This is a genomic window from Variovorax sp. UMC13 (assembly GCF_014170375.1).
Lineage (GTDB): Bacteria > Pseudomonadota > Gammaproteobacteria > Burkholderiales > Burkholderiaceae_C > Variovorax.
This window is the reverse complement of the sequence record NZ_LZZW01000036.1, coordinates 319,381-340,331: the sequence shown is the minus strand read 5'-3', so window position 1 is coordinate 340,331 and position 20,951 is coordinate 319,381. Positions and strand designations below refer to the sequence as shown.

At 66.3% G+C, this 20,951-nt stretch carries 18 protein-coding genes; 7 read left to right on the top strand and 11 right to left on the bottom strand.

All coding sequences use genetic code 11. The features are described 5' to 3' along the window. Positions 1–29: 29 nt before the first annotated feature. The gene (gene moaC / locus A9977_RS31195; RefSeq protein WP_183028678.1) at positions 30–509 is read left to right on the top strand and encodes a cyclic pyranopterin monophosphate synthase MoaC; all 480 of its coding nucleotides are present in this window, start codon (positions 30–32) and stop codon (positions 507–509) included. A 19-nt stretch (positions 510–528) separates the two neighbouring features. Here moaC and asnB read toward each other — a convergent pair whose 3' ends face one another. The 4 genes from asnB to A9977_RS31175 all read right to left on the bottom strand — a co-directional run bounded on the left by asnB (position 529) and on the right by A9977_RS31175 (position 6,568). Further along, positions 529–2,418, bottom strand: coding sequence for an asparagine synthase (glutamine-hydrolyzing) (asnB, locus tag A9977_RS31190; protein ID WP_183028677.1), 1,890 nt, complete (start codon positions 2,416–2,418; stop codon positions 529–531). Positions 2,419–2,455: 37 nt separating this feature from the next. Further along, positions 2,456–3,634 carry a glycosyltransferase gene (locus tag A9977_RS31185; protein WP_183028676.1) on the bottom strand — a complete coding sequence of 393 codons (1,179 nt, stop codon included), beginning with the start codon at positions 3,632–3,634 and terminating at the stop codon, positions 2,456–2,458. Continuing rightward, positions 3,631–4,812 carry a glycosyltransferase gene (locus A9977_RS31180; protein WP_220812202.1) on the bottom strand — a complete coding sequence of 394 codons (1,182 nt, stop codon included), beginning with the start codon at positions 4,810–4,812 and terminating at the stop codon, positions 3,631–3,633. The genes A9977_RS31185 and A9977_RS31180 overlap by 4 nt, the downstream gene beginning before the upstream one ends. A gap of 82 nt (positions 4,813–4,894) precedes the next feature. Then, positions 4,895–6,568 (bottom strand): Wzy polymerase domain-containing protein, encoded by a 1,674-nt coding sequence (locus tag A9977_RS31175; protein WP_183028675.1) that lies wholly within the window; start codon positions 6,566–6,568, stop codon positions 4,895–4,897. A gap of 257 nt (positions 6,569–6,825) precedes the next feature. Here A9977_RS31175 and A9977_RS31170 point away from each other — a divergent pair, with 257 nt between their 5' ends. From A9977_RS31170 to A9977_RS31145, 6 genes are read left to right on the top strand one after another with little or no spacing between them, the layout of a single operon-like run. Further along, the gene (locus A9977_RS31170) at positions 6,826–7,356 is read left to right on the top strand and encodes a Tfp pilus assembly protein FimT/FimU (RefSeq protein ID WP_310936228.1); all 531 of its coding nucleotides are present in this window, start codon (positions 6,826–6,828) and stop codon (positions 7,354–7,356) included. After that, the gene (gene pilV / locus A9977_RS31165; RefSeq protein ID WP_183028673.1) at positions 7,353–7,916 is read left to right on the top strand and encodes a type IV pilus modification protein PilV; all 564 of its coding nucleotides are present in this window, start codon (positions 7,353–7,355) and stop codon (positions 7,914–7,916) included. The genes A9977_RS31170 and pilV overlap by 4 nt, the downstream gene beginning before the upstream one ends. Continuing rightward, positions 7,913–8,689, top strand: coding sequence for a PilW family protein (locus A9977_RS31160; protein WP_183028672.1), 777 nt, complete (start codon positions 7,913–7,915; stop codon positions 8,687–8,689). The genes pilV and A9977_RS31160 overlap by 4 nt, the downstream gene beginning before the upstream one ends. Continuing rightward, on the top strand, positions 8,686–9,285 hold the full coding sequence (locus A9977_RS31155) for a pilus assembly protein (protein WP_310936227.1): 600 nt from the start codon (positions 8,686–8,688) through the stop codon (positions 9,283–9,285). Before A9977_RS31160 ends, A9977_RS31155 begins: the two co-directional genes overlap by 4 nt. Continuing rightward, complete coding sequence (locus tag A9977_RS31150; RefSeq protein WP_259652237.1) at positions 9,285–12,659, top strand: pilus assembly protein; 3,375 nt, start codon at positions 9,285–9,287, stop codon at positions 12,657–12,659. Before A9977_RS31155 ends, A9977_RS31150 begins: the two co-directional genes overlap by 1 nt. Further along, positions 12,641–13,174 (top strand): type IV pilin protein, encoded by a 534-nt coding sequence (locus A9977_RS31145; RefSeq protein ID WP_310936226.1) that lies wholly within the window; start codon positions 12,641–12,643, stop codon positions 13,172–13,174. Before A9977_RS31150 ends, A9977_RS31145 begins: the two co-directional genes overlap by 19 nt. Positions 13,175–13,883: 709 nt before the next feature. Here A9977_RS31145 and A9977_RS31140 read toward each other — a convergent pair. From A9977_RS31140 to sucD, 7 genes are all read right to left on the bottom strand, one after another. Further along, positions 13,884–14,390, bottom strand: a complete 507-nt coding sequence (locus A9977_RS31140) for a pilin (protein WP_183028671.1) — start codon at positions 14,388–14,390, stop codon at positions 13,884–13,886. 216 nt (positions 14,391–14,606) lie between these two features. Continuing rightward, positions 14,607–15,413: a 3',5'-cyclic-nucleotide phosphodiesterase gene (locus A9977_RS31135; RefSeq protein ID WP_183028670.1), complete on the bottom strand. Its 807-nt coding sequence runs from the start codon at positions 15,411–15,413 to the stop codon at positions 14,607–14,609. Between the two features lie 12 nt (positions 15,414–15,425). Next, entirely contained in the window at positions 15,426–17,696 is a 2,271-nt protein-coding gene (locus tag A9977_RS31130; protein WP_183028669.1) for a CHASE2 domain-containing protein, read from the bottom strand. Positions 17,697–17,733: 37 nt separating this feature from the next. Next, positions 17,734–18,390 (bottom strand): FHA domain-containing protein, encoded by a 657-nt coding sequence (locus A9977_RS31125; protein ID WP_183028668.1) that lies wholly within the window; start codon positions 18,388–18,390, stop codon positions 17,734–17,736. 64 nt (positions 18,391–18,454) lie between these two features. Continuing rightward, a complete protein-coding gene (locus A9977_RS31120) occupies positions 18,455–19,261 on the bottom strand; it encodes a Stp1/IreP family PP2C-type Ser/Thr phosphatase (protein WP_183028667.1) in 807 nt (268 codons plus the stop codon). A gap of 17 nt (positions 19,262–19,278) precedes the next feature. Next, positions 19,279–19,965 (bottom strand): TerC family protein, encoded by a 687-nt coding sequence (locus A9977_RS31115; protein ID WP_183028666.1) that lies wholly within the window; start codon positions 19,963–19,965, stop codon positions 19,279–19,281. A 90-nt stretch (positions 19,966–20,055) separates the two neighbouring features. Then, positions 20,056–20,949: a succinate--CoA ligase subunit alpha gene (gene sucD, locus A9977_RS31110; protein ID WP_183028665.1), complete on the bottom strand. Its 894-nt coding sequence runs from the start codon at positions 20,947–20,949 to the stop codon at positions 20,056–20,058. Between the last annotated feature and the right edge of the window lie 2 nt (positions 20,950–20,951).

Genomic DNA, 20,951 nt, shown 5'->3' with positions numbered 1-20,951 from the left:
TGATGCACAACCGGAGCGACAGTTCACCCATGAGTACCCTTACCCACTTCGACGCCCACGGCCAGGCCCACATGGTGGACGTGGCAGCCAAGCCCGCGACCCACCGCGTGGCCGTGGCCACGGGCCGCATCGAGATGCAGGCCCACACCTTGGCGCTGATCGAATCGGGCAGCGCGAAGAAGGGCGACGTGCTGGGCATCGCGCGCATCGCGGGCATCCAGGCGGCCAAGAAGACCAGCGACCTGATCCCGCTGTGCCACCCGCTGGCCCTGACCCGCGTGGCCGTGGCCTTCGCGCTGGCCGAGGGCGGCGTGCCGCAGGTGGTGTGCACCGCCACGGTCGAGACGGTCGGCCCCACCGGCGTCGAGATGGAGGCGCTGACCGCGGTGCAGGTCGCGCTGCTGACCATCTACGACATGTGCAAGGCGGTCGACCGCGGCATGACCATCACCGACGTGCGCGTGCTGGAGAAGCACGGCGGCAAGTCGGGCAGCTACCTGGCGGACTGAGCCGCCGGCGGCGTCAGGCTCAGGCCGTCTCGGCCACGGCCACCGGCACCTCGGCCGCGCGCGCCGCCATCCACGACTGCAACATCACCAGCGACCAGACGTGCGTCCAGTTGACGCGCCGGTCGCCGGCCAGGAAGCGCTGCCACAGCGAGGCCACTTCGGCGCGCTCGAACAGCGCGTTGCGGCCCAACTGGTCCAGCGCGGCGGCGCAGAAATCCTTCAGGTCGTTGCGCAGCCAGCGGTCCCAGGGAAAGGCGAAGCCCTTCTTCGGGCGGTGCACGATCTCCGGCGGCAGCAGTGTGCCCATGGCATCGACCAGCGCCTTCTTGGGGGTCTTGAAGTCGGTCTTCATCGCGTCGGGCATGCGCAGCACGTACTCGATCAGCCGGTAGTCGAAGAAGGGCTCGCGGATCTCCAGGCCCCAGGCCATGCTCATCTGGTCGGTGTCGCGCAGCAGCACGTCGAGCGTGTAGCCCGACAGCTCGGCGATCGAGTACTGGCCCAGCAGCGGGAATTGCGCCGCGGCGCCGAAGTTGACGTGTTCCCAGCCGCGCGCATGCGCGTCGGCCGGGAAGCTCAGCAGCCGGTCGAGGTCGCCGCGCACGAACACGCTGCGGCTCGCGCCATAGAAGGACGACAGGTCGAGATTGCCGCCGCTCGTGAGGTCGTTGAGCTTGGACAGCGCGCGCGTCTTGAGCACCGCGCTGGCCGCGCCCACGCCCTGGCGGAACAGCGGGTGGCCGAACAGCTTCTTGTGGCGCGACACGGTGAGCCAGCGCTCGAAGCCCGGGTAGCCGGCGAACAGCTCGTCGCCGCCCAGGCCCGAGAGCGCGACCTTGATGCCGGTCTGCGCCACCAGCTTGGAAACGATGAAGGTGTTGATGCCGTCCAGCGTCGGATGGTCGGTGCGGCGGATGTAGTCGGGCAGGATGCGCACCACCTCCTGCGGATCGAGCAGCAGTTCGGTGTGGCGGGTGCCGTATTTCTTCGCCACGATCTGCGCGTACTCGCGCTCGTCGAACTCCTTGTCCTCGAACACGATGGAGAAGGTGTCGACCGGCTGGTCGTGGTGCTGCGCCATCAGCGCGACCACGGCCGAGGAATCGATGCCGCCCGAGAGGAAGGCGCCCACCGGCACGTCGGCCACCATGCGCATCTGGATCGAGGCGTCGAGCAGCTCGCGCAGGGTGGCGGTCACGCGGCCGTAGTCGGCGTAGGCATCGGCGGCGATGGGCTGCGTTGGCGCGCCCGTCAGGTGCCAGTAGATGCGGCGCTCGAAGGCGCCCTCGGTTAGCGTCGCGCATTCGCCGGGCAGCAGCTGCTCCACACCCTCGAGGATGGTGTGCGGCGTCTTCACCGACACGCCGCCCAGGTACTCGCGCAGCGACTGGCGGTCGATGCGGCCGTCGCTCGCGCCGGCCGCGATCAGGCCGCGCACTTCCGAGCAGAAGGTGAAGCTGCCGGCCTGGCGCACGAAGTAGAAGGGCTTGACGCCGATGCGGTCGCGCGCGATGAAGAGTTCGCGCTTGTGCTTGTCCCAGATCGCGATCGCGAACATGCCGTTCAGGCGCGACAGGCAGTCGGCGCCCCAGCGGATGAAGGCCGCCAGGATCACCTCGGTGTCGGAGTGCGTCTTCCAGGCGTAGTCGAGCTGGGCGCGCACTTCCTTGTAGTTGTAGATCTCGCCGTTGAAGACCATCACGTAGCGGCCGGTCTCCTCGGTGAAGGGCTGGTTGGCGGCGTCGCTGACGTCGATGATCGACAGCCGGCGCTGGCCCATCAGCACGCCATCGGCTTCGTAGCGCCCTTCGGCATCGGGGCCGCGGTGCTGCATCGCCGTGTTCATGCGGTCGATGGCCGCCGGGTCCGCGCTGTGGTCGAAACTGATGATTCCTGCGATTCCGCACATGGTGGAGGGGCCTTGTGGCGTTGAAGGTGGAAGGGGCTCAGGCCGGCCGCGCGTGCGAGGCCAGCGTCTGCATGTAGATCGCCTCGATGCGGTCGAGCGCGGCATCGGAGTCGAAGCGCCGCACCTGCGAGAGGCCGTGTTCGACGGCCGCGCGCCGCGCCTCGTCGCTCAGGCCGACCACCTGCGCGAGCACGGTGGCGGCGGCCGCGGTCCAGGCCTCGTCGGCCGGGGCCGCGGCATCGGCCGGCGGCACGTAGAAGCCCGCGTCGCCCGCGACCTCGTTCATCGGCGCCGCATCGGTGGTGATGACGGGGCAGCCCGAGGCCATGGCCTCGGCGATCGGCCAGCCGAAGCCTTCGGCGATCGAGGGGAAGAGGAAGGCCGTGGCCGTGCCGTAGAGTCCGACCAGCACCTCGTCGGCGACGCCCGAAAGGAAATGCACCTCGTCGGGCGCGTGCATGCCCAGGCGCTGGGCGACCAGGGCGTCGGTGGGCGGCGGGCCGATCATCAGCAGCGGCAGGCCCTGCGGCGTGCCGTGGCGCCAGCGGTCGACCATCGCCAGCACGCCGCCGCGGTTCTTGTACCAGACGTCCACGCCCACGTGCAGCAGGAAGCCGCGCGACAGGTCGAGGCCCAGCCTGCGGCCCAGTTCGATGCGGCCGGCCGCCACATCGGGCGCCGGATGGAACTGCGGGTTGACGCCGTTGTAGACGACATCGCACACCGGCTGCGAGCCGATGAAGCCGCGCAGGTCCTGCTCGGTCTTTCTCGAGATCGCGATGAAGCGGCGACCCTGCGTGAAGCCCTGGCGGATGTAGCGCTGGTAGAGCCGGCCCGTGAAGCCCGGCCGGTTGAGCGGCACCCGGCCCAGCGCCGAATGCTGCGCCAGCAGGTCGTGGCAATGGATGACATGGGGCTGCGACGCCACCAGCGGCACCCAGGGGCCGAGCGCGTGGTCGCTGAACACATAGAGCGTGTCGGCGGGCTGGCGGGCCTTCTCGCGCCGCACCCAGCGCGGAAAGACCACGAACTGGTCGAGGTAGCCCATCCACTTCTTGAAGCGCCGGTGCACCGGCCAGGCATGAAACAGGGGCTGCGGCGCCCAGACGCGCACCGTGTGGCCGCGGCGCAGCAGGCCGTCGGCCAGCCAGCGGGTGTAGCGCGGCATGCTGGCCGAGCCCAGGAAATCCGGATGGGCGAACAGCACGACGTTCATGCTTCGGCCTGCATCGTCTTCAAGGCCGCGAGCAGGCGCCGGGCCGCTTCGTCGGCCTCGAAGTTGTGGCGGTAGACGGCGTAGGCCGCGGCACCGCGCGCCGCGCGCTCGGTGGGCGACAGCGCAAGCCAGCGCGTGAGCAGGCGCAGCACGCCGGCTTCGTCGTCGGCCTCGACCAGGCCGCCCGCCTCGCACTCGCGCCAGATGTTGACCTCGTTGCTGATCAGCACCGGCCGGCCGCAGGCCATGGCCTCGACCACCGAGATGCCGAAGTTCTCCTGATGGCTGGGCAGCACGAAGGCCTCGCAGCCGTAGAGCGCGCCCCATTTCTCGTCGCCGCGCAGCATGCCGGGGAAATGCACGTCGGGCTGGCCCGCGGCCATCGCCTGCAGGGCGCGCCCGTGCTCGCTGTCCAGGCCCGGCCCGGCGATGACCAGCGCCGGCAGGTCCGCGCCTTCGCGCCGCAGCGCGAGCCAGGCGCGCAGCAGCAGGTCGGTGCCTTTCTTCTCGTGCACGCGGCTCAGGAACAGCAGGTAGGGCTTGCCTGCCAGCGCCGGGCAGCGGGCGGCGAAAGCCACCGCCATGCCCTCGTGGCGCGCCGGCGGCGCCTGGATGCCGTAGCCCACGTCCAGCTCGCGCTTCGGGCGGTAGGGCGAGAAGGGCTCGCGCGCCAGCAGCAGTTCCTGGGCGCAGGTGAACAGGATCGCGTCGGCGCCGTGGATGGCTGCGCCTTCGAACAAGGTCCAGGCGAGGGTGTTGCGCAGCGCCTTCCAGCGGCGCTCGGGCGCGCGCTGGAAATAGGGGTCGAGCATGCCGTGCGGCATGACGCAGAAGCGCGGGCCGGGCTGGCCGGTCTGCCGGCGGTACGCCTTCAGCGCGCCCCAGGTGCCGGCGTTGTTGTGCAGCCAGAGGCCGTGCGCGATCACCACGTCGAAGCGCCCGAGGTTCTGCAGCAGCCAGGGGCGCAGGGCCGGGCAGTAGGCGTAGGGCGTGCGTGCCGGGCCGATGGCGTGGACGGGGAACGGGTCCTGGCCCAGGAAGGCGGCGTCGGGCGCGTCGAAGCTCAGCACCTCGTTGTGCACGCCCAGCGCGGTCAGCGCCGGCACGATGTTGCGGATTCCCTGGCAGGGACCGCCGTGCACGGGGTCCATGCTGGAAATGACACGCAGAATTCTCATGGGCCTCTCATGAACCGACAAAAGTAAGTTCAAAGTTTTAACAAAGGTCTCGATTGTCGCGAACCTGTGACATTTCGCAACCTCAATCCAGCTCTTTTTCGACCGGCTCCCCCCGCATCCAGCGGGCATATTCCTCCGAATAGGCGATCTTGAAGCGGGCGGCCCATGCGAGCGCTTGGTCGTCGCGCCCGATCAGCGTGGCGCTTTCGATCAGTTTGGCGACCACGCGCGGCTCGGGCGAGAAGTGCAGCGTGCGCTGCGCCAGCGCGTTCACCTGGGCCGCATCGGCCCGGGTCACGGGCATCAGCGACAGCTCGGCGAAGCGCACCTGGCCCGCGAACAACCAGGAACCCTGCAGCCGGGCCAGCGTGTCGTCGCGCCAGGGCGGCAGACGCTCGGCGCGGGCGACGTAGATCTGGCTGATGCGCAGGTAGTCCCAGCCCGCGTAGCCGACCACCGCGATCAGCAGCGCAGCCAGCGCCCCGCCGATGCGCGGCCCGCTCACCTTCGTGCGCGCGCCCGCAGCCGCCGCCGGCCACAGCAGGCCCAGGCACAGGCCGAAGACCAGCTGGAAGGGCCCGTACCAGAGCGGGTACTCGAGCAGGCTGTGCAGCACGATCGCGCCCAGCACGCCCCAGGCCAGCAGCCGCTGCGGATCGCGCTCGCGCCAGGGCCGGGCGGCCAGCGCCAGCGCGGCGAAGCCGGTGCACAGCAGCACCGCGGCCGGGACGCCCAATTCGACCGCCAGGTGCAGCGGCAGGTTGTGGGCGTTGTCCAGGATCTCGATGAAGCGCGGCCCGGCGTACAGGTGGCTGAAGTGCGCATAGCTCAGCTCGCCCCAACCCCAGCCCCGCCAGGGATGCTCGGCGATCAGCTCGAGCACGTTGCGCCACAGCAGCAGCCGGGCATTGCCCTCGGGCGCGCCGTCGCGCAGGCGCTGGAGCATGCCTTCGACCTCGGACCCGGCCAGCATCGGCAGGGCCCAGGCGGCGAGGAAGTAGGCCGGGATCAGCGCCAGCAGCAGCCCCGGATGCGGCAGGCGCAGGGGCGTGCCCGGCGCGCTCCGGCGGCGCTCGCCCCAGGCCAGCGCCGCCGCCAGGAGGCTGATCGATGCCCATTGCAGCAAGCCGGTGCGCGAAGTGGACGCGGCGGCGGCCAGGGTCAACAGCACCAGTCCCGCCAACCAGGCCAGGCGGGCGCGGGTGCCCAGTCCCGCGTGGAGCCACAGCGCCGCCACCAGCGCCATGCTGATCAGCGTGGCGAACTGGTTGCGCTGGCGCAGGTTGCCGTAGGCCTGGCCGACCTCGGGCGCGGTGGTGAAGGGCGCGAGCGCCGCGGCGGCGCCGTAGTACTGGCACAGGCCGAGCAGCGCGCTGAGCAGGCCCGCGGCCAGCAGGCCGACGGCGAAGGCGCGCGTGCCCGGGGATCCGGGCGTCCGCGCGATGCCCGCGCCCACGCAGGCGGCCATCGCAGCGACCGCGATCGCGGCACAGGCGCCCAGGAACTGCCCCGTGTCGCGGCCCCGGCCCAGCACGATCGCCAGGGCCAGCGCGCCCAGCCACAGCAGGACCCCACGCGACGGCACGGCCCGCGGCCCCAGCCACCACAGCAAGGCCGCGCACAGCCAGCTGACGAGCAGTTGCCAGACGTTGGCGGAGGGGCCGGCGACGAGGGGGGAGAGGAAGGGGAAGGCGACAAGCGGAGCGAATGCAAGCCCGCCCGGCAATTCACGGCTCGCATGAACGTCAAAGCTCATGAGTCGCCCAGAAATGTGAAAAATTCACGGCTCGGGTTGTGCGGCTGCGCCATTGGGCGGCTGTCCCCTTCCGTTCGTCGCGAACGCCCGTTTGGCGGCACAGTGGCGACGAACAAATTGCTACATTTGAAAAACATCGTGCATTAGTTCTTCCGCATTCAGGCCCTCAGCCTCCCTTAATGAAAAAGTCCCCACACCCTGCACGCGTTCCGTCAGGTCGCATGCCCCCGCTCGACCGGAGGCCTGCGCCTGGGGCCGTGACAGGTTTTACCGCAATCGAACTGATGGTCGTCCTGGCGATCGTGGCCATCCTGATGGTGGTGGCGGTCCCCTCGTTCTCGCTGCTGATCCAGAGGAACCGCTTGGCGACCCAGACCAATGCCTTCATCGGCGATCTCCAGTTCGCGCGCGCGGAAGCGATCAAGCAGGGGTTGCCTGTCACGATCTGCGCATCATCGGACGGCTCCACCTGCCTGGGCACCACCACCTGGGGTACCGGCTGGATCGTGTTCGCCGACCCCGACAACAGCAAGACACGCGACGCGACGAAGGTGGCCGAGGCGCTTCTCCGCAGGCAAGCCCCTTGGCCCGGTTCGGACACGTTCGTGGCAAGCAACAGCATCGCGGCCATCACCTACAGCCGCGACGGCTTTGCGCTGGGTCTCACGGGCACGATCACCCTGGCGATGCGCACCAATCCGGCGAATGCGCAGACCACGCGTTGCGTGACGCTGAGCCTCGTCGGTCGCCCACAGGTCGTCTCGCCCAACGGAAGCAATTGCACATGAAGCGCCCGGTCCCGCCGTCGTTCCAGCGCGGCTTCACCCTCCTCGAAGTCCTGGTGGCCATCCTGCTGGTCACGATTGGCATCTTCGGCTTCGCCAAGATGCAGGCATTGGCGTTGTCGAGCACCCAAGTCTCCAACGCACGCTCCATCGTCTCGATGCAGGCCGCAAGCCTCGCGGCCGCCATGCAAGGCAACAGGACCTATTGGGCGTCTGGCGTGGCTCCCGCCAGTTTCAGCACGGCGCAGTCGACCGTGACCGATGCCACCGGCGTGCTTTCGGCCACCGTGGGCTCCTGTGAAGCGACGGCGAAGCCCGCCACCGCTGCCTGCACATCCGCGCAACTGGCCGCGCGCGACGTGCAGCAATGGGCCAGCAACCTGGCCAATCTCCTGCCGACATCGAGCTCCACCGTCAGCTGCAGCACATCGACCAGTGTCCCGGTGAGTTGCGTGCTGACCATCCGCTGGAAAGAGCGCTACGTCGCCTCCACCCGGGCTACCGCATCGGACAGCGCCGCCACCGGCGGTTCGCGCTCGTTCACCTTGTACATCGAACCATGACCACCTTCACCACAACGCGGCAGCCCCGGCGGCGCATGCGGCAGGCCGGTTTCGGCCTGATCGAACTCATGGTGGCCCTGGCGATCTCGCTCTTCGTGCTGGGAGCGGTGCTCAGCATTTATCTGAACATGAAGAACACCTTCAACACGCAGGGCCAGTTCACCGATCTGCAAGACAGCCAGCGTCTGGTCGTCACCATGATGACCACGACCATCCAATCCGCCGGCTACTTCGTGAATCCGCGCACCGACACGCAAAGCGCCGCGCTCCCGGCCGCGACCGTAACCGGCGCCGACGGCAGCAGCTCGGTCTTCGCCGCCGGACAGTTCATCGTCGGCAGCGGCAATGGCAGCGGCAGGGCTGCGAACAGCGACGCCGTCACCGTACGCTACCAGACCGCCAACAACGACGGACTGATGAACTGCCAGGGCGCCACCAACACTTCCGGCGCGACGACCATCTACACGAACCGATTCGCCGTCAACGCCAACAACGAGCTCACCTGCACGGTGGGCACCGGCAGCCCGGTGACGCTGGCGGGCAATGTCGACAAGATGAGCATCCTCTACGGCGTCGACACCGACGGCGACGTCAACAACGCGATCGATACCTACCTGCCCGCATCGGCGATCACCGATGCCGGCCTGTGGGCCAACGTGTACACGGCCCAGCTCAAGCTCGTCTTCCTGAACACGACGGCATCCAAGCCCGGCGCGCCCGTGACCATGCCGCAGCCTCTCGTCCAGACTATCAACCTGATGAACCGCCGGTGAACCACTTCATGCTCCCCCGTTCGCATTCGAAAGGCCGAACTGCGCAGCAGGGCATCGCCCTGATCACCAGCCTATTGATCCTGGTCATCGTCACCCTGGTCGCCGTGAGCATGTACAGAAGCTTCGGGCTGCAGGAAAAGATCACCGGCAACACGCTCGAGAAACAGCGCTCGCTGCTCGCCGCCGACAGTGCGCTGCGCTACGCGGAGTGGTGGATCAATCAGGGCAACACAGGGACCGGCTCGGCCTGCGCCGGTGTCGTGAATGCCAACACCCAGGCAAACATGAAGATCTGTTCGAACGCCCTTGGTATGCCCGCGGTGCTGCCCTGGGCCAACCGGTTCGAATACAAGCCACCCACCATGACCGTCCTAGGCGGCGGCGGCCTCAATACGGCCACGTCCGGCGTGGTCGGTGACGTCAACTACGCCACCGTCCCCAGCCTTTACATCTCCTACCTCGGCATCGGCCCCGACGGCAAGTCGATGCTCTACCAGGTCACGGGCGTGGGATACGGCGGCAGCACCACCAGCGCCAGCGTTGTTCAGAGCACCTACGCGATGACCTACGCGACCAAAGACCTGAGCGGACCTTGATGAAAGCCCTTATGACGTCCACACCACTCCGATCCGCGTGCGCGCTGGCCCTGCTAAGCCTGACGGCCATCGGCGCGCATGCGCAGCTCGTCATCAGCGACACGCTCACAGGCGGGTCCTCGTCTTACCAATGGCAGAGCCTCAACGGCGCCTGCCTCACCGCGGGCGACGGTTCAGGGACGATTCCCAAATGCGCGGGGCTGCCTTATTACAGCGGCAAGACGCAGGTCGGCGGCGTGACCGGGCGCTTGGGGTCCGCAGGCGACCCGGTTGGCCAGGGCGCATTGCGCCTGACGAACGGTGATACGGGAAAGAACACCAATGGCAACGACCAAACAGGCGCCATTTATTCGAAGTTCGACTTCCCTTCGAACCAGGGCCTCGAGGTCACGTTCCAGACGGCGACCTATGGCGGAAACGCATACACGAATCACCGGGGTCAACTGTCCGGCGCCGACGGGATCGCCTTTTTTCTCGTGAATGCAGATCAAGTGACAGCCGTTGATCAGAACACTTCCATTGGCGCGTTCGGCGGTAGCTTGGGATACAGCTGTGCCAACACCAAGGGTACGAACAACGGCTTGCTTGGCGCGTACATCGGCCTCGGCATCGACGAGTTCGGGAACTTCTCCAACCCGGGCGACAACACGGTGAGCGGTCCAGGCCAGGGCGCCGGGCGCGTGACCTTGCGGGGCGCCGGCAATATCACCTGGGACTGGCTGAATCAGAACTACTCGAACTACTACCCATCCAGCCTGAGCAACTCGGACAGGCAAGCGGCGGTCGGGAACACGTGTCGCACCGGTAAGCTGTGGAACTACACATTGAGAGATATCCTGGGACGGCTGGCACCGGCGATGACCAGTACCAATGTGATGACCTACCCGTACATTGCCCACAGCGATCTGCCCAGTGGCTCGACCCTCTATAGCCAAGAGGCGGTATCGAATCCCACGCGAGGAGCCGCAACACCCATCACCTATGGCCTCAAGATAACGCAGGACGGCCTGCTCAGCCTTTCCTACAGCATCAACGGCGGCACGACGACGCCGGTGATCACCAACCAGCTGATCACGGCCTCCAACGGGCCGTTGCCTTCCAAGTTCCGCTTCGGATTCAGCTCCGGTACCGGCGGCGGCAGCAACGTGCACGAGATCATGTGCTTCAAGGCGGCGCAGATCAACGCGTCGGCCAGTTCCGCCGGCATCAACATCCAGCAATCGGCCAAGGTGCAGGTCGGCACGCAGCTCTACCTGGCCTACTACCATCCCACCAACTGGTGGGGCCAGATGACGGCGCAGAACCTAGTCGAGGACGCGACCACCAAGACCGTGTCGATCAACCCGGTGGCGAACTGGGATGCCAGCTGCGTGCTGACCGGAGGGACTTGCACCGCAACGGGTTCGTCCAACACCGTACAGGCTTCGGCGCAGCGAAACATCCTGACCTGGAGCGGCAGCGCAGGGACGGCATTCGCCTGGGATTCGCTCACGGCCGCACAAAAGACCGCGCTGGATACCTCTTCCCGGCTGTCGTACCTGCGGGGAGACCGCAGCAACGAAGTGACCACCTCGGGCACCGGCACCTTCAGGGTCCGCAACAGCGTGCTGGGCGACATCGTCAACTCCAGCCCCACGTGGGTGGGTGCACCCAATCTGCCCTACAAGGGTCTTTGGAGCGACGCCCTGTTCCCGACCGCGACCATGCCCGAAGGCGGTACGAGCTATGCGTCCTTTGCAAGCACCAACGCAACGCGGACCAACGTGGTCTACGTGGGTGCGAACGACGGTCTGCTGCATGGCTTCCGCGCGGGGGCGTACACCGCGGGTGGCGCCTTCGACACGACGGCGGCGAACGACGGGCGTGAACTGCTGGCCTACATGCCGAATGCGGCGCTGACCACGATCCGATCCACGACGCCAGCGCTCGACTATTCATCTCCGCAGTACAGCCACAACGCCTTCGTCGATGCCACGCCTGGCACGGGGGACCTCTACTACGGCGGGGCTTGGCACACATGGATCGTCGGAGGCCTGGGCGCCGGGGGCAATGCCACCGGCGTGGTGGGTGATGCGACCTCGATCGCCACCGGCACGCTCTACGCATTGGACGTCACCAACCCTGGTAACTTCAGCGAGACGAATGCTAGCAACCTGGTCTTGGGCGAATGGAACTCCAGCACGCTGAGCTGTACGGGAGACACTTCAAGTTCCCTGTGCAAGGACAGCCTGGGCAGCGTCTACGGCACGCCCATCATCCGGCGCCTTCACGACGGCAATTGGGCCGTCCTGTTCGGCAACGGTTTGAACAGCAAGTCGGGCAAGGCTGGCCTGTTCATCATGACGGTGGACCAGACAACCGGCGCCAAGACCTTCCGCTTCCTCGAAGCCGGCACCGGCTCCGGCCCGAGAACCACCGGCAGCACCATCACGGCGCGCAATGGCATCGCCTACGTCACATCGGCGGACCTCGACGACGACCACGTGACGGACTACGTCTATGCCGGCGACGTGTTCGGGAACGTCTGGCGTTTCGACCTCACGAGCAACACGGCTTCGAACTGGGCCGTTCGCGCCGCCCCGATCTTCGCGACCGGATCGCAGCCGATCACGACACGGGTCACGGTGACCTCTTCGATCGCCGCGTCCATCGCGCCGCGGATCCTGGTGAGCTTCGGAACCGGCCAGATCATGCCGCAGACGCTGACATCGTCGGCAACGCCCGCGACCGGCGCACAGGCGATCTACGGCATCTGGGATTGGGACATGACGGCCTGGAACGCTAAGAGCGGCAGCCAATACACCAGCCTGACCGGCACGCAGACCGTCAACACGTCGACCCTTCAGACACAGACGGCAACCACGCTGGCCTACAACAACGGCAACATCTCGGGCGTGCGGACCGTGACCCAGAATGCCGTGTGCTGGAAAGGCTCGACCACCTGCAGTGGCGGCGCAACGAACAATCCGCACTATGGCTGGCGGCTCGTGCTGCCCGGCACGAACGAACAGATCGTCTACAACCCCGTGATTTCGGATGGCCTGTTCCTGGTCAATACGACGCTGCCGGCCGTCACCCAGACGCTGACCTGCGATGCACAACCCGCCTCGGGCTTCACCATGGCCATCGCGCCCGAAACCGGCGGCGCACCGCGCTCGTCTTATTTCGGGGACGCCACCAACAATGTCATCACCACCAACGGTTTGGTGGTTGCCGGTATTGGGCTGAGCGGCGTAGGCTCGCCCTCGATCGTCAGCACGGATACCAAGAAGTATCTGGCTACACAAACCGTAAGCGGCGTCGGGTCCGTCACGCAGGTCAATCCAGGAGCGAATGGCAAGGGCGGGCGACTGACATGGATCAAACTGCGCTGATGCGTAGCCCTTACGAAAGCAGCAAAATGAAAAAAAATTCTGGCATTCCCGGCTTCTCGAAGCGTTCCCAGATACGCGGCTTTACGCTGATCGAAATGATGATTGTGGTTTCAGTGATCGGAATCTTGAGCGTCATTGCAATTCCATCTTACCGAAACTACATCCAAAAGGCGCGTCGAGTCGACGCCAAAAATGCACTACTAGATATGGCAGCACGGCAAGAACGATATTTCAGCATCAATAACTCATATTCCGGGGATCCTGCGGCCCTTGGATACGCCGTCACTAGCTGGCCTCAGTCGGTGAATTCGAGTGGGGCGAGCTATTACTCTTTGCGTGCGGACGCCACTGCAGCGACTTCAACAGCGCTGCCATCTTTTATTGCAAAGGCGACGCCTGTGGGCTCGCAAACATCAGACTCAGCCTGCTACGAATTTCGCTTAAATCAAATGGGCGTGCAGACCAACTTCAATAGCGCAGGCACCGAGATAGCCGCAACATCCAATTGCTGGTAGCCTTTCGACATCAGCTTTACAAAGTAAATTCTTGATGTCTTCCCGAGGCAATGGATCACTCCAACGAAATCACCTCATGGAGCTGTCGTTGCAGGGACCATGTTCGCGCTCAGCGTGAAAAGAGAGGGAATTCGATAGGGCATTGTTCGCGATGGCCAAGCTAGAGGACTTCGCGCCTCGAATTGCACTGGACCTCCTGCGACCAATCCAGCGTTACAAGAACGTTGACTGCTTGCTAGAGCTTCAGCCAAACCCTGGAGAATGATGGTCAGAACGGCGGTGGTATCGGCGCAATGCACTGGCGAACGCGCACGTCACAAACCGCGCAGCAACCCCCAAGCAAGCCCTGACGCGCGGCTGTTCAGGAGGGGGCCAGAATGCTGCCGCCATCCCAGCGGCCTACAAAAGACATCAAGTGACGATGGCCTCGAGCACCATCGTGCGGATGGCGGATCTTCAGTTCGATGCCGGACGCGATCGAGCAATGGTGTAAACACCAATGGCCTGGGCTGGGCGCATCCACATCGAAGTGATGCATCACACATGCCGCTGAAAACGCTAAAGAATTCTGCGAACTTCTGAAGAACCTGCTCGACATCAAGCGACGGAATTCAACAGCCCTGCTAGATCGTTCGTTAGGGAGAAAGAATCCATCGAAAACAAAAAAACTTCCCCACGCAGGGGAAGTTTAAGCATCCATATTTAAGTTTTAGGTCTTGGTGCGGCACTCGCTCGGTGCATACTTGAATTTGGTTTCTGCATCAACGCTGCACTTCCACGTGATGGGGCCAGCCGGCGGCGTCGAAACAGCCAAAGCAGATCCATTGGCTTGAGGCGTGAGGGTAATCGTTACAGCGCCTGCGGAATCGGTCGTAACGACCGTGATAGCGCCGGTTGTAGAGCTCACATCGAGGGTTTTGACATTTTTAGTCGATGCAACCTTTTGATTAGCCGTCGCTGTTGCTGCAGCTGCAGTTGCGGCCACTTCAATTGCTCCAGTCGAAAGGCTAGCGGCTGAGCTAGCCGCATTTTCTGCAACGGTGATTTTCGCACCGGAAGCGAGTACAAGAGCCTCCGATACTCGGCTACGAACCGTGTAATCCTGATAAGCCGGCAGTGCCACAGCCGCCAAAATACCGATGATCGCCACAACGATCATCAACTCGATCAGGGTGAAACCCTTTTGCACGTTGCGTGCGATGGAACGACGGTTCATTTCACTACTCCAGGTTGTTTGTGAGGCCGAGAGCGCGTCCCGGTGCCTTCCTATCCGCAGCAACCGTGCCAAGCGAAAAACCGCCTCCAACAGGAGTTCTGCCGCCAAATCGTTCACGTTTGACTTACAACTTGCGACACAAATGTTGTTCGGGTACAGGCCCTGAGTGACATTTTTTGTCACTAGCGACCAAACGCGTCGCGGCTGTTCTAGGCCTCAAACCACCATCACCCCCGCCGCCTGCAACCACCGAATGTCCCGCCCCTCCAGCCCATGGCTCAGCCAGCCCGCGGCAAAGGTGTCGATCTGGCTCATGATCTCGGCCGTTTCGGCGGGCTTGGTGTGGGTGATGTAGATGGGGTAGCGCCGGCCCGGCGCGATGTGGGCCAGTTCGTCGGCCAGGCTGGCGGGCGACAGGTGCAGGCTGCGTCGGGCCAGGCCCTCCTCGCGGTTGCTGAAGGCGGTCTCGATGACCAGCATGGCCACGTCGAGCGTGTTGATGCGCGCCCAGAAGGGCGGGTTGCGCTCGGTGTCGCCGCTGAAGACCCAGTAGGGGCCACCCTCGGCGCTGCGCACGGCATAGCCGCAGGCGGGCACGGTGTGGACGGCCGGGAGCACCTCGATGGCCTTGGGCGAGCGGCTGCCGAGCTGCAGGGTCTGGCCGATCGCGATGTCGTGGAAGCTCACGAAGGGCGACTCGAGGCTGGGGATGCTCGCGAAGTCGGGCCAGATGACGTTGTTGAAGACGTGCGCGCGCAGGGCCTCGATGGTGGCGCGCAGCGCGTGCACCCGCAGCGGCCGGGCACGGCTGGACGCCACGGCGTCGATCATCAGGGGCAGGGCGGCGATGTGGTCGAGGTGCGAATGGGTCAGCAGCACGTCGTCGATGCCGGCCATTTCCTCGAGCGTGAGGTCGCCGACGCCGGTGCCGGCATCGACGAGCACATCGTCGTCGACCAGGAAGGAGGTGGTGCGGCAGTCTTTGGCAATCGCGCCGGAGCAGCCCAACACACGCACCTGCATAGGGGACCCTTGTTACTTGGTTTCGAAACGGATGGCGCCGTCCCAGTCCGGGTCTTGGGGCTGCCGCGCCATCGAGGCTAAACGCTTCTCGTAGACCTGGTAAAGGACTTTTTTCGCATCCACCGCGAGCAGCGGGGCCAGCAGCTGGCGGGCCTCGTCCCATTGCTGTGCCCGGTAGGCCGCCAGCACCAGCGACCAGCGCTCGAGCTGCGCGTGCAGGGCGGGCTCGGCCGCGTCGACGCGCGCGACGGGCGTGAAGAGGGCGACGGCGCGGGCCTTGCCGCGCACATAGACCCAGTCGAGCTCCTGCCAGAGGAACAGCGAACTGGCCTGGCGGGTGGCGTCGGTGGCCAGGATCTCGGTGCCGTAGTGGCCGTTGAGGCTCTCGAGCCGGGAGGCCAGGTTCACCGCATCGCCCACCACCGTGTAGCTGCGGCGCACGGCCGAGCCCATGTCGCCGACGCTCATCACGCCGGTGTTCAGGCCGATGCCCACGCTGATCTCGGGCCGTCCGCTGGCACGGTGCGCCAGGTTGATCTGCTGCACGGCCGCGGCCATCTCGATGGCCGCCTGCACCGCCAGCACGGCATGGTCGGGCGCGTCGACCGGCGCGCCCCAGAAGGCCATGACGCAGTCGCCCATGTACTTGTCGACCGTGCCGCGGTGCGCGTTGATGATCGCGGTGAGCCGGCTGAACACGGTGTTGAGGAACACCTGCAGCTCGGTCGGCGCCATGGTTTCCGACAGCTGCGTGAAGCCGCGCATGTCGCAGAACATCACGGTCAGCTCCTTGCTCTCGGCGCGCATGCTGTAGCGCTCGGGCCGCTCGAGCATCTTGTCGACCAGCTCCGGCGGCACGTAGGTACCGAACAGCCGCGCCAGGCCGCGGCGGGCCCGTGCCTCGACGAAATAGCCCCAGCTCATGTTGAGCACGAAGACCATGCCGATCATCAGCACGGTGGCCGCCAGCGGCAGCACCACGCCGAAGCTGGAGAACAGCGCGGCATTGAGCCCGACCACCACTACGCTGGCGCCCAGGCCCAGCAGCGCCGCGCGCGCCGCCGGCAGCAGCGACATGCCGAAGGCCAGCGTGAGCCCGACGACCAGCAGCGCCAGCACCTCGTAGCCCGGTGCGTAGTCCGGCACGAAGGGCAGGCGCCGGTCCAGCAGGCCCGAGATGATGTTGGCATGCACTTCCACGCCAGGGAAGGCGGCGCCGACCGGCGTGGCGCGCAGGTCCTGCAGGCCGGGGGCGGTGGCGCCAACCAGCACGATCCGGCCCTTGAGCTCGCCCGGCGCCAGCCTGCCGCGCAGCACGTCGACCGCCGAGATGTAGCGGAAGGACCCGCCACGCACGCCGCCCGGCCCGCGGTAGGGCACCAGCAGGCTGGCGCTCTGGTCGACCGGCACGCGCAGCCGGCGCCCGCCGGGCACGTCGAGCATCAGCGCCTCGAGCGGGGCACCGCTGCCGGCCAGGCCGGTGGGCGCGAGCGACGCGCTCACCGGCGGCTGCCCGTGGGCCAGCCGGTAGACGGCCAGGCCCAGCGATTCGTAGTAGCCCGGCACGGCCGCGTCGCCCTCGTAGCGGGCCATCAGCGGCGCCGCGCGGATCACGCCGTCCTCGCTGGTCTCGATGAGCACGTTGGTGAAGCCGCTGGCCGGCGCGGCCCGGGCCAGCGGCTCGATGCTGCCGGCAAAGCCGTTCCAGCGCGCCGAACGATCGTGACCCGAGGGGAAGGCGTCGGCCGGCAGCAGGGGCGCGGGCAGCACGCCCTTGGCGTGCGGCCGGACGGTCTGGGTGAAGTAGTAGCCGAGCGCGACGCGCCGGTCGGTCAGCGCGCGGGCGAAGGCGGCGTCGTGGTCCAGCAGGGGGGCCAGGCGCTCGATCTCGGCGGCGAAGGCGCGGTCGCCCCGCATCGGGCCGTCGGCCAGCTGGCGCAGGCTGCCCAGGCCGGTGCTGCCGTCGGCTTCGACGAAGAGCACGTCGTAGCCGAGCACCGCCGCCTGCTGCCGCTCCATGAGTTCGGTGGTGAGCTCGGCCAGCTTGTCGCGGCTCCAGGGCCACTGGCCGAACTGCTGGAGGCTGGGGTCGTCGATGTCGACGATGACGATGCGCGGGTCCAGCGTGTGCGGCATGGTGAGCCGCAGCCGAGCGTCATAGATGAAGTTGTCGAAGGGTTCGACGAAGGGCGAGCGCCAGGCGCCGACCGAGTGGCCCAGCGCCAGCAGCACCGGCACCAGGGTGATGGCGATTCGGAGCCAGTGCCGACGCAGCGCGTTCATGGCGCCACGTCACGCGGTGCAAGCAGGCAAGGGCCGCTCAGGCGTGGACGAACTGCATGCGCGTGCCGCCGAGCTCCAGCACGTCGCCGTCCTGCAGGGCCACGGCCTCGTTGCCGAGCAGCTCGCCGTTGAGGGTGGTGCCGCCGTCGATGGGCGCCACCACGTAGCCGTGCAGCCGGCGCGTGACCGCCGCCACCGCGACCCCGGGCTTGCCGATGGTGGTCACGACTTTTTCCAGGGACAACTCGCGCCCGGCCCCCGCGCCGGACAGCACGCGGATGGCGGCCTGCGCGACGCCGCCGCCCATCAGGGGCGCCGGGACGGTCGGGCTGCTCGACAGCGGGACCGAAGAGAAGGCCGGCGCCGCGCCGACGCGGGACGCCACGCTGGAATAGCCGCCGGGCTCGCTGCCCGACAGGTAGCGGATCTTGTACTTGCCGACCTCGACCACGTCGTTGTTCTCCAGCGCCTGCTTCTTGATGGCGCGGGAATTGACGTAGGTCCCGTTGGTGCTGTTGAGGTCTTCGAGGTAGACGTCGCCGCCGATCATGTGGAGCACGGCGTGCTCGCCGCTGATGGCCAGGTTGTCGATGACGATGTCGTTGTAAGGCCGCCGCCCCAATGTGGTCCGGTCCTTGGCGAGCGTCACTTCCTTGATGACGACTCCGTCGATCGAAACAATCATTTTCGGCATGGCCGACTCCTGAAACTGCCAGTTTTATCCGCGCGGCCCGGGGGAGGGTCAACCGTCCCGGGCCTTACCCTGCAGGGCGCGCGAGGCCGGCGCTTGCCAGGACAACAGAGATATTGTCCCGTCCGCCATTGTCGTTCGCCATTGCAACCAAAAGTAGTGCTTTCTCCGCCAAACCGCAATTTTGTAACAAAACTGTGGAAAGCTGTGCGTCGGAGACCATCTCACTCAGGCCGTCGGAACATAACAGGTAAAGGTCGCCCGGCTGCGTGCTGTGCTCGTGCATCTCGAGATTCACCGAGCGCTCGATGCCCAGGGCCCGGGTCACCAGGTTGCGATGCGGGGAGCGCGCCGCCTGTTGCGGCGTGATGACGCCGGCGTCGAGCTGCTCCTGCAGCAGCGAATGGTCGCGCGTGAGCAGTTCCAGCTGGCCGCGGCGCAGCCGGTAGCAGCGCGAATCGCCGATGTGGCCGATCACCACGCGCTGCGGGCCGAAGGCCGCCAGCACCAGCGTCGTGCCCATGCCCTGCAGCTGCAGGTTGGCCATCCCGGCCTCGAGGATCGCGCTGTTGGCCTCGTCGGTGCCGGCCTGCAGCGCGCGCCGCACGGCGCGCGCATGGGCCGACGGGCCGGCGTGCGCCAGCCAGCGGCCGAAGCTGGCCTGCAGCAGGGCCAGCGCCATGCCGCTGGCCACTTCGCCGCCGTTGTAGCCGCCCATGCCGTCGGCCAGGATCGCCAGGCCCAGCGCCGGGTCGAACGCCACCGCATCTTCGTTGTTGGCCCGCACCCGCCCGGGATCGGTGAGGGCCGAGAACTCCCAAGACCAGACGCCGTCTTCCTGGAGGGGGGAAGGAGATGTATCGGAGCGGGTCATGGGTGGAGGTGGAAGGCTCAGTGCGCGGGAGAGCGGCTGCCGCGCCGCTGCAGGCCCCGCCCGACGAACACCACGAAGGCGGCGCCGGCGGCAGCGCCTGCATAGTGCAGCCAGGGGTTGGCCGTCAGCACGTCGCGCAGGAACACGTCGCTGACGATGGTTTCACCGCCGACCCAGCCGATCAGTGCGGCGCCGAGCATGACGATGATGGGGAAGCGCTCCATGAGCTTGATCATGAGCGTGCTGCCGAAGATCACCAGCGGGATGCTGATGGCCAGGCCGAGGATCAGCAGCGTGGTGTTGCCCTGGGCCGCGGCCGCCACGGCGATCACGTTGTCCAGGCTCATCACCAGGTCGGCGATCAGGATGGTGCGCACGGCGGCGAACAGGCTGCCGTATTCCTTGCTCTCGCCTTCGCCTTCTTCCTCGTCGCCCAGCAGTTGCAGGCCGATCCACAGCAGCAGCAGGCCGCCGACGATCTGCAGGAAGGGCAGGCCCAGCAGCTTGGCCGCCACCACCGTCAGCACGATGCGCAGCACCACGGCCGCGCCCGAGCCGAAGAGCACGGCCTTTTGTTGCTGCGCGGGCGGCAGCGAACGGGCCGCCATCGCGATCACGACCGCGTTGTCGCCCGAAAGAATGATGTTGATCCAGACGATCTTGACCAGACCGATCCAGAAGTCAGCGCTTTGCAGTAGTTCCATGTCTCTTTTTCCACTGTTATGTATTGAAAAAGCGCCCGCAATATGAATTGCGAGCGCTTTTCGTTTGTGTGTGGTCGCGGGACGCGATGCTTACAGACGGGCCTTCAGCAGCTTGGCCAGCTCCGAGAAGTTGCGCGTCACGGTGAAGCCCGACTCTTCCATGATGGCGAGCTTGGCATCGGCCGTGTCGGCACCGCCCGAGATCAGCGCGCCGGCGTGGCCCATGCGCTTGCCCGGAGGCGCGGTCACGCCAGCGATGAAGCCGACCACCGGCTTCTTCATGTTGAGCTTGCACCAGCGGGCGGCGTCCGCCTCGTCCGGGCCGCCGATTTCGCCGATCATGATCACCGCGTCGGTGTCCGGATCGTCGTTGAAGGCCTTCATCACGTCGATGTGCTTCAGGCCATTGATCGGGTCGCCGCCGATGCCGACCGCCGACGATTGGCCCAGGCCGATTTCCGTCAGTTGCGCCACGGCTTCATACGTCAGCGTGCCCGAACGCGAGACCACGCCGATGCGTCCCTTGCGATGGATGTGGCCGGGCATGATGCCGATCTTGATTTCGTCGGGCGTGATCAGGCCGGGGCAGTTCGGGCCCAGCAGCAGGGTCTTCTTGCCGCCGGCCGCTTCCTTGGCCTTCATCTTGTTGCGCACTTCGAGCATGTCCTTGACCGGAATGCCTTCGGTGATGCAGATCGCCAGGTCCAGGTCGGCTTCGACCGCTTCCCAGATCGCGGCGGCAGCGCCCGGCGGCGGCACGTAGATCACCGACACGGTGGCGCCGGTCTGCGAGGCGGCTTCCTTGACCGAACCGAAGATCGGGATGCCGAAGATCGACTCGCCGGCCTTCTTGGGGTTCACGCCCGCGACGAAGGCGTTCTTGCCGTTCGCGTATTCCTGGCACTTTTCCGTGTGGAATTGACCGGTCTTGCCGGTGATGCCTTGCGTGATGACCTTGGTGTCTTTGTTGATGTAGATCGACATGA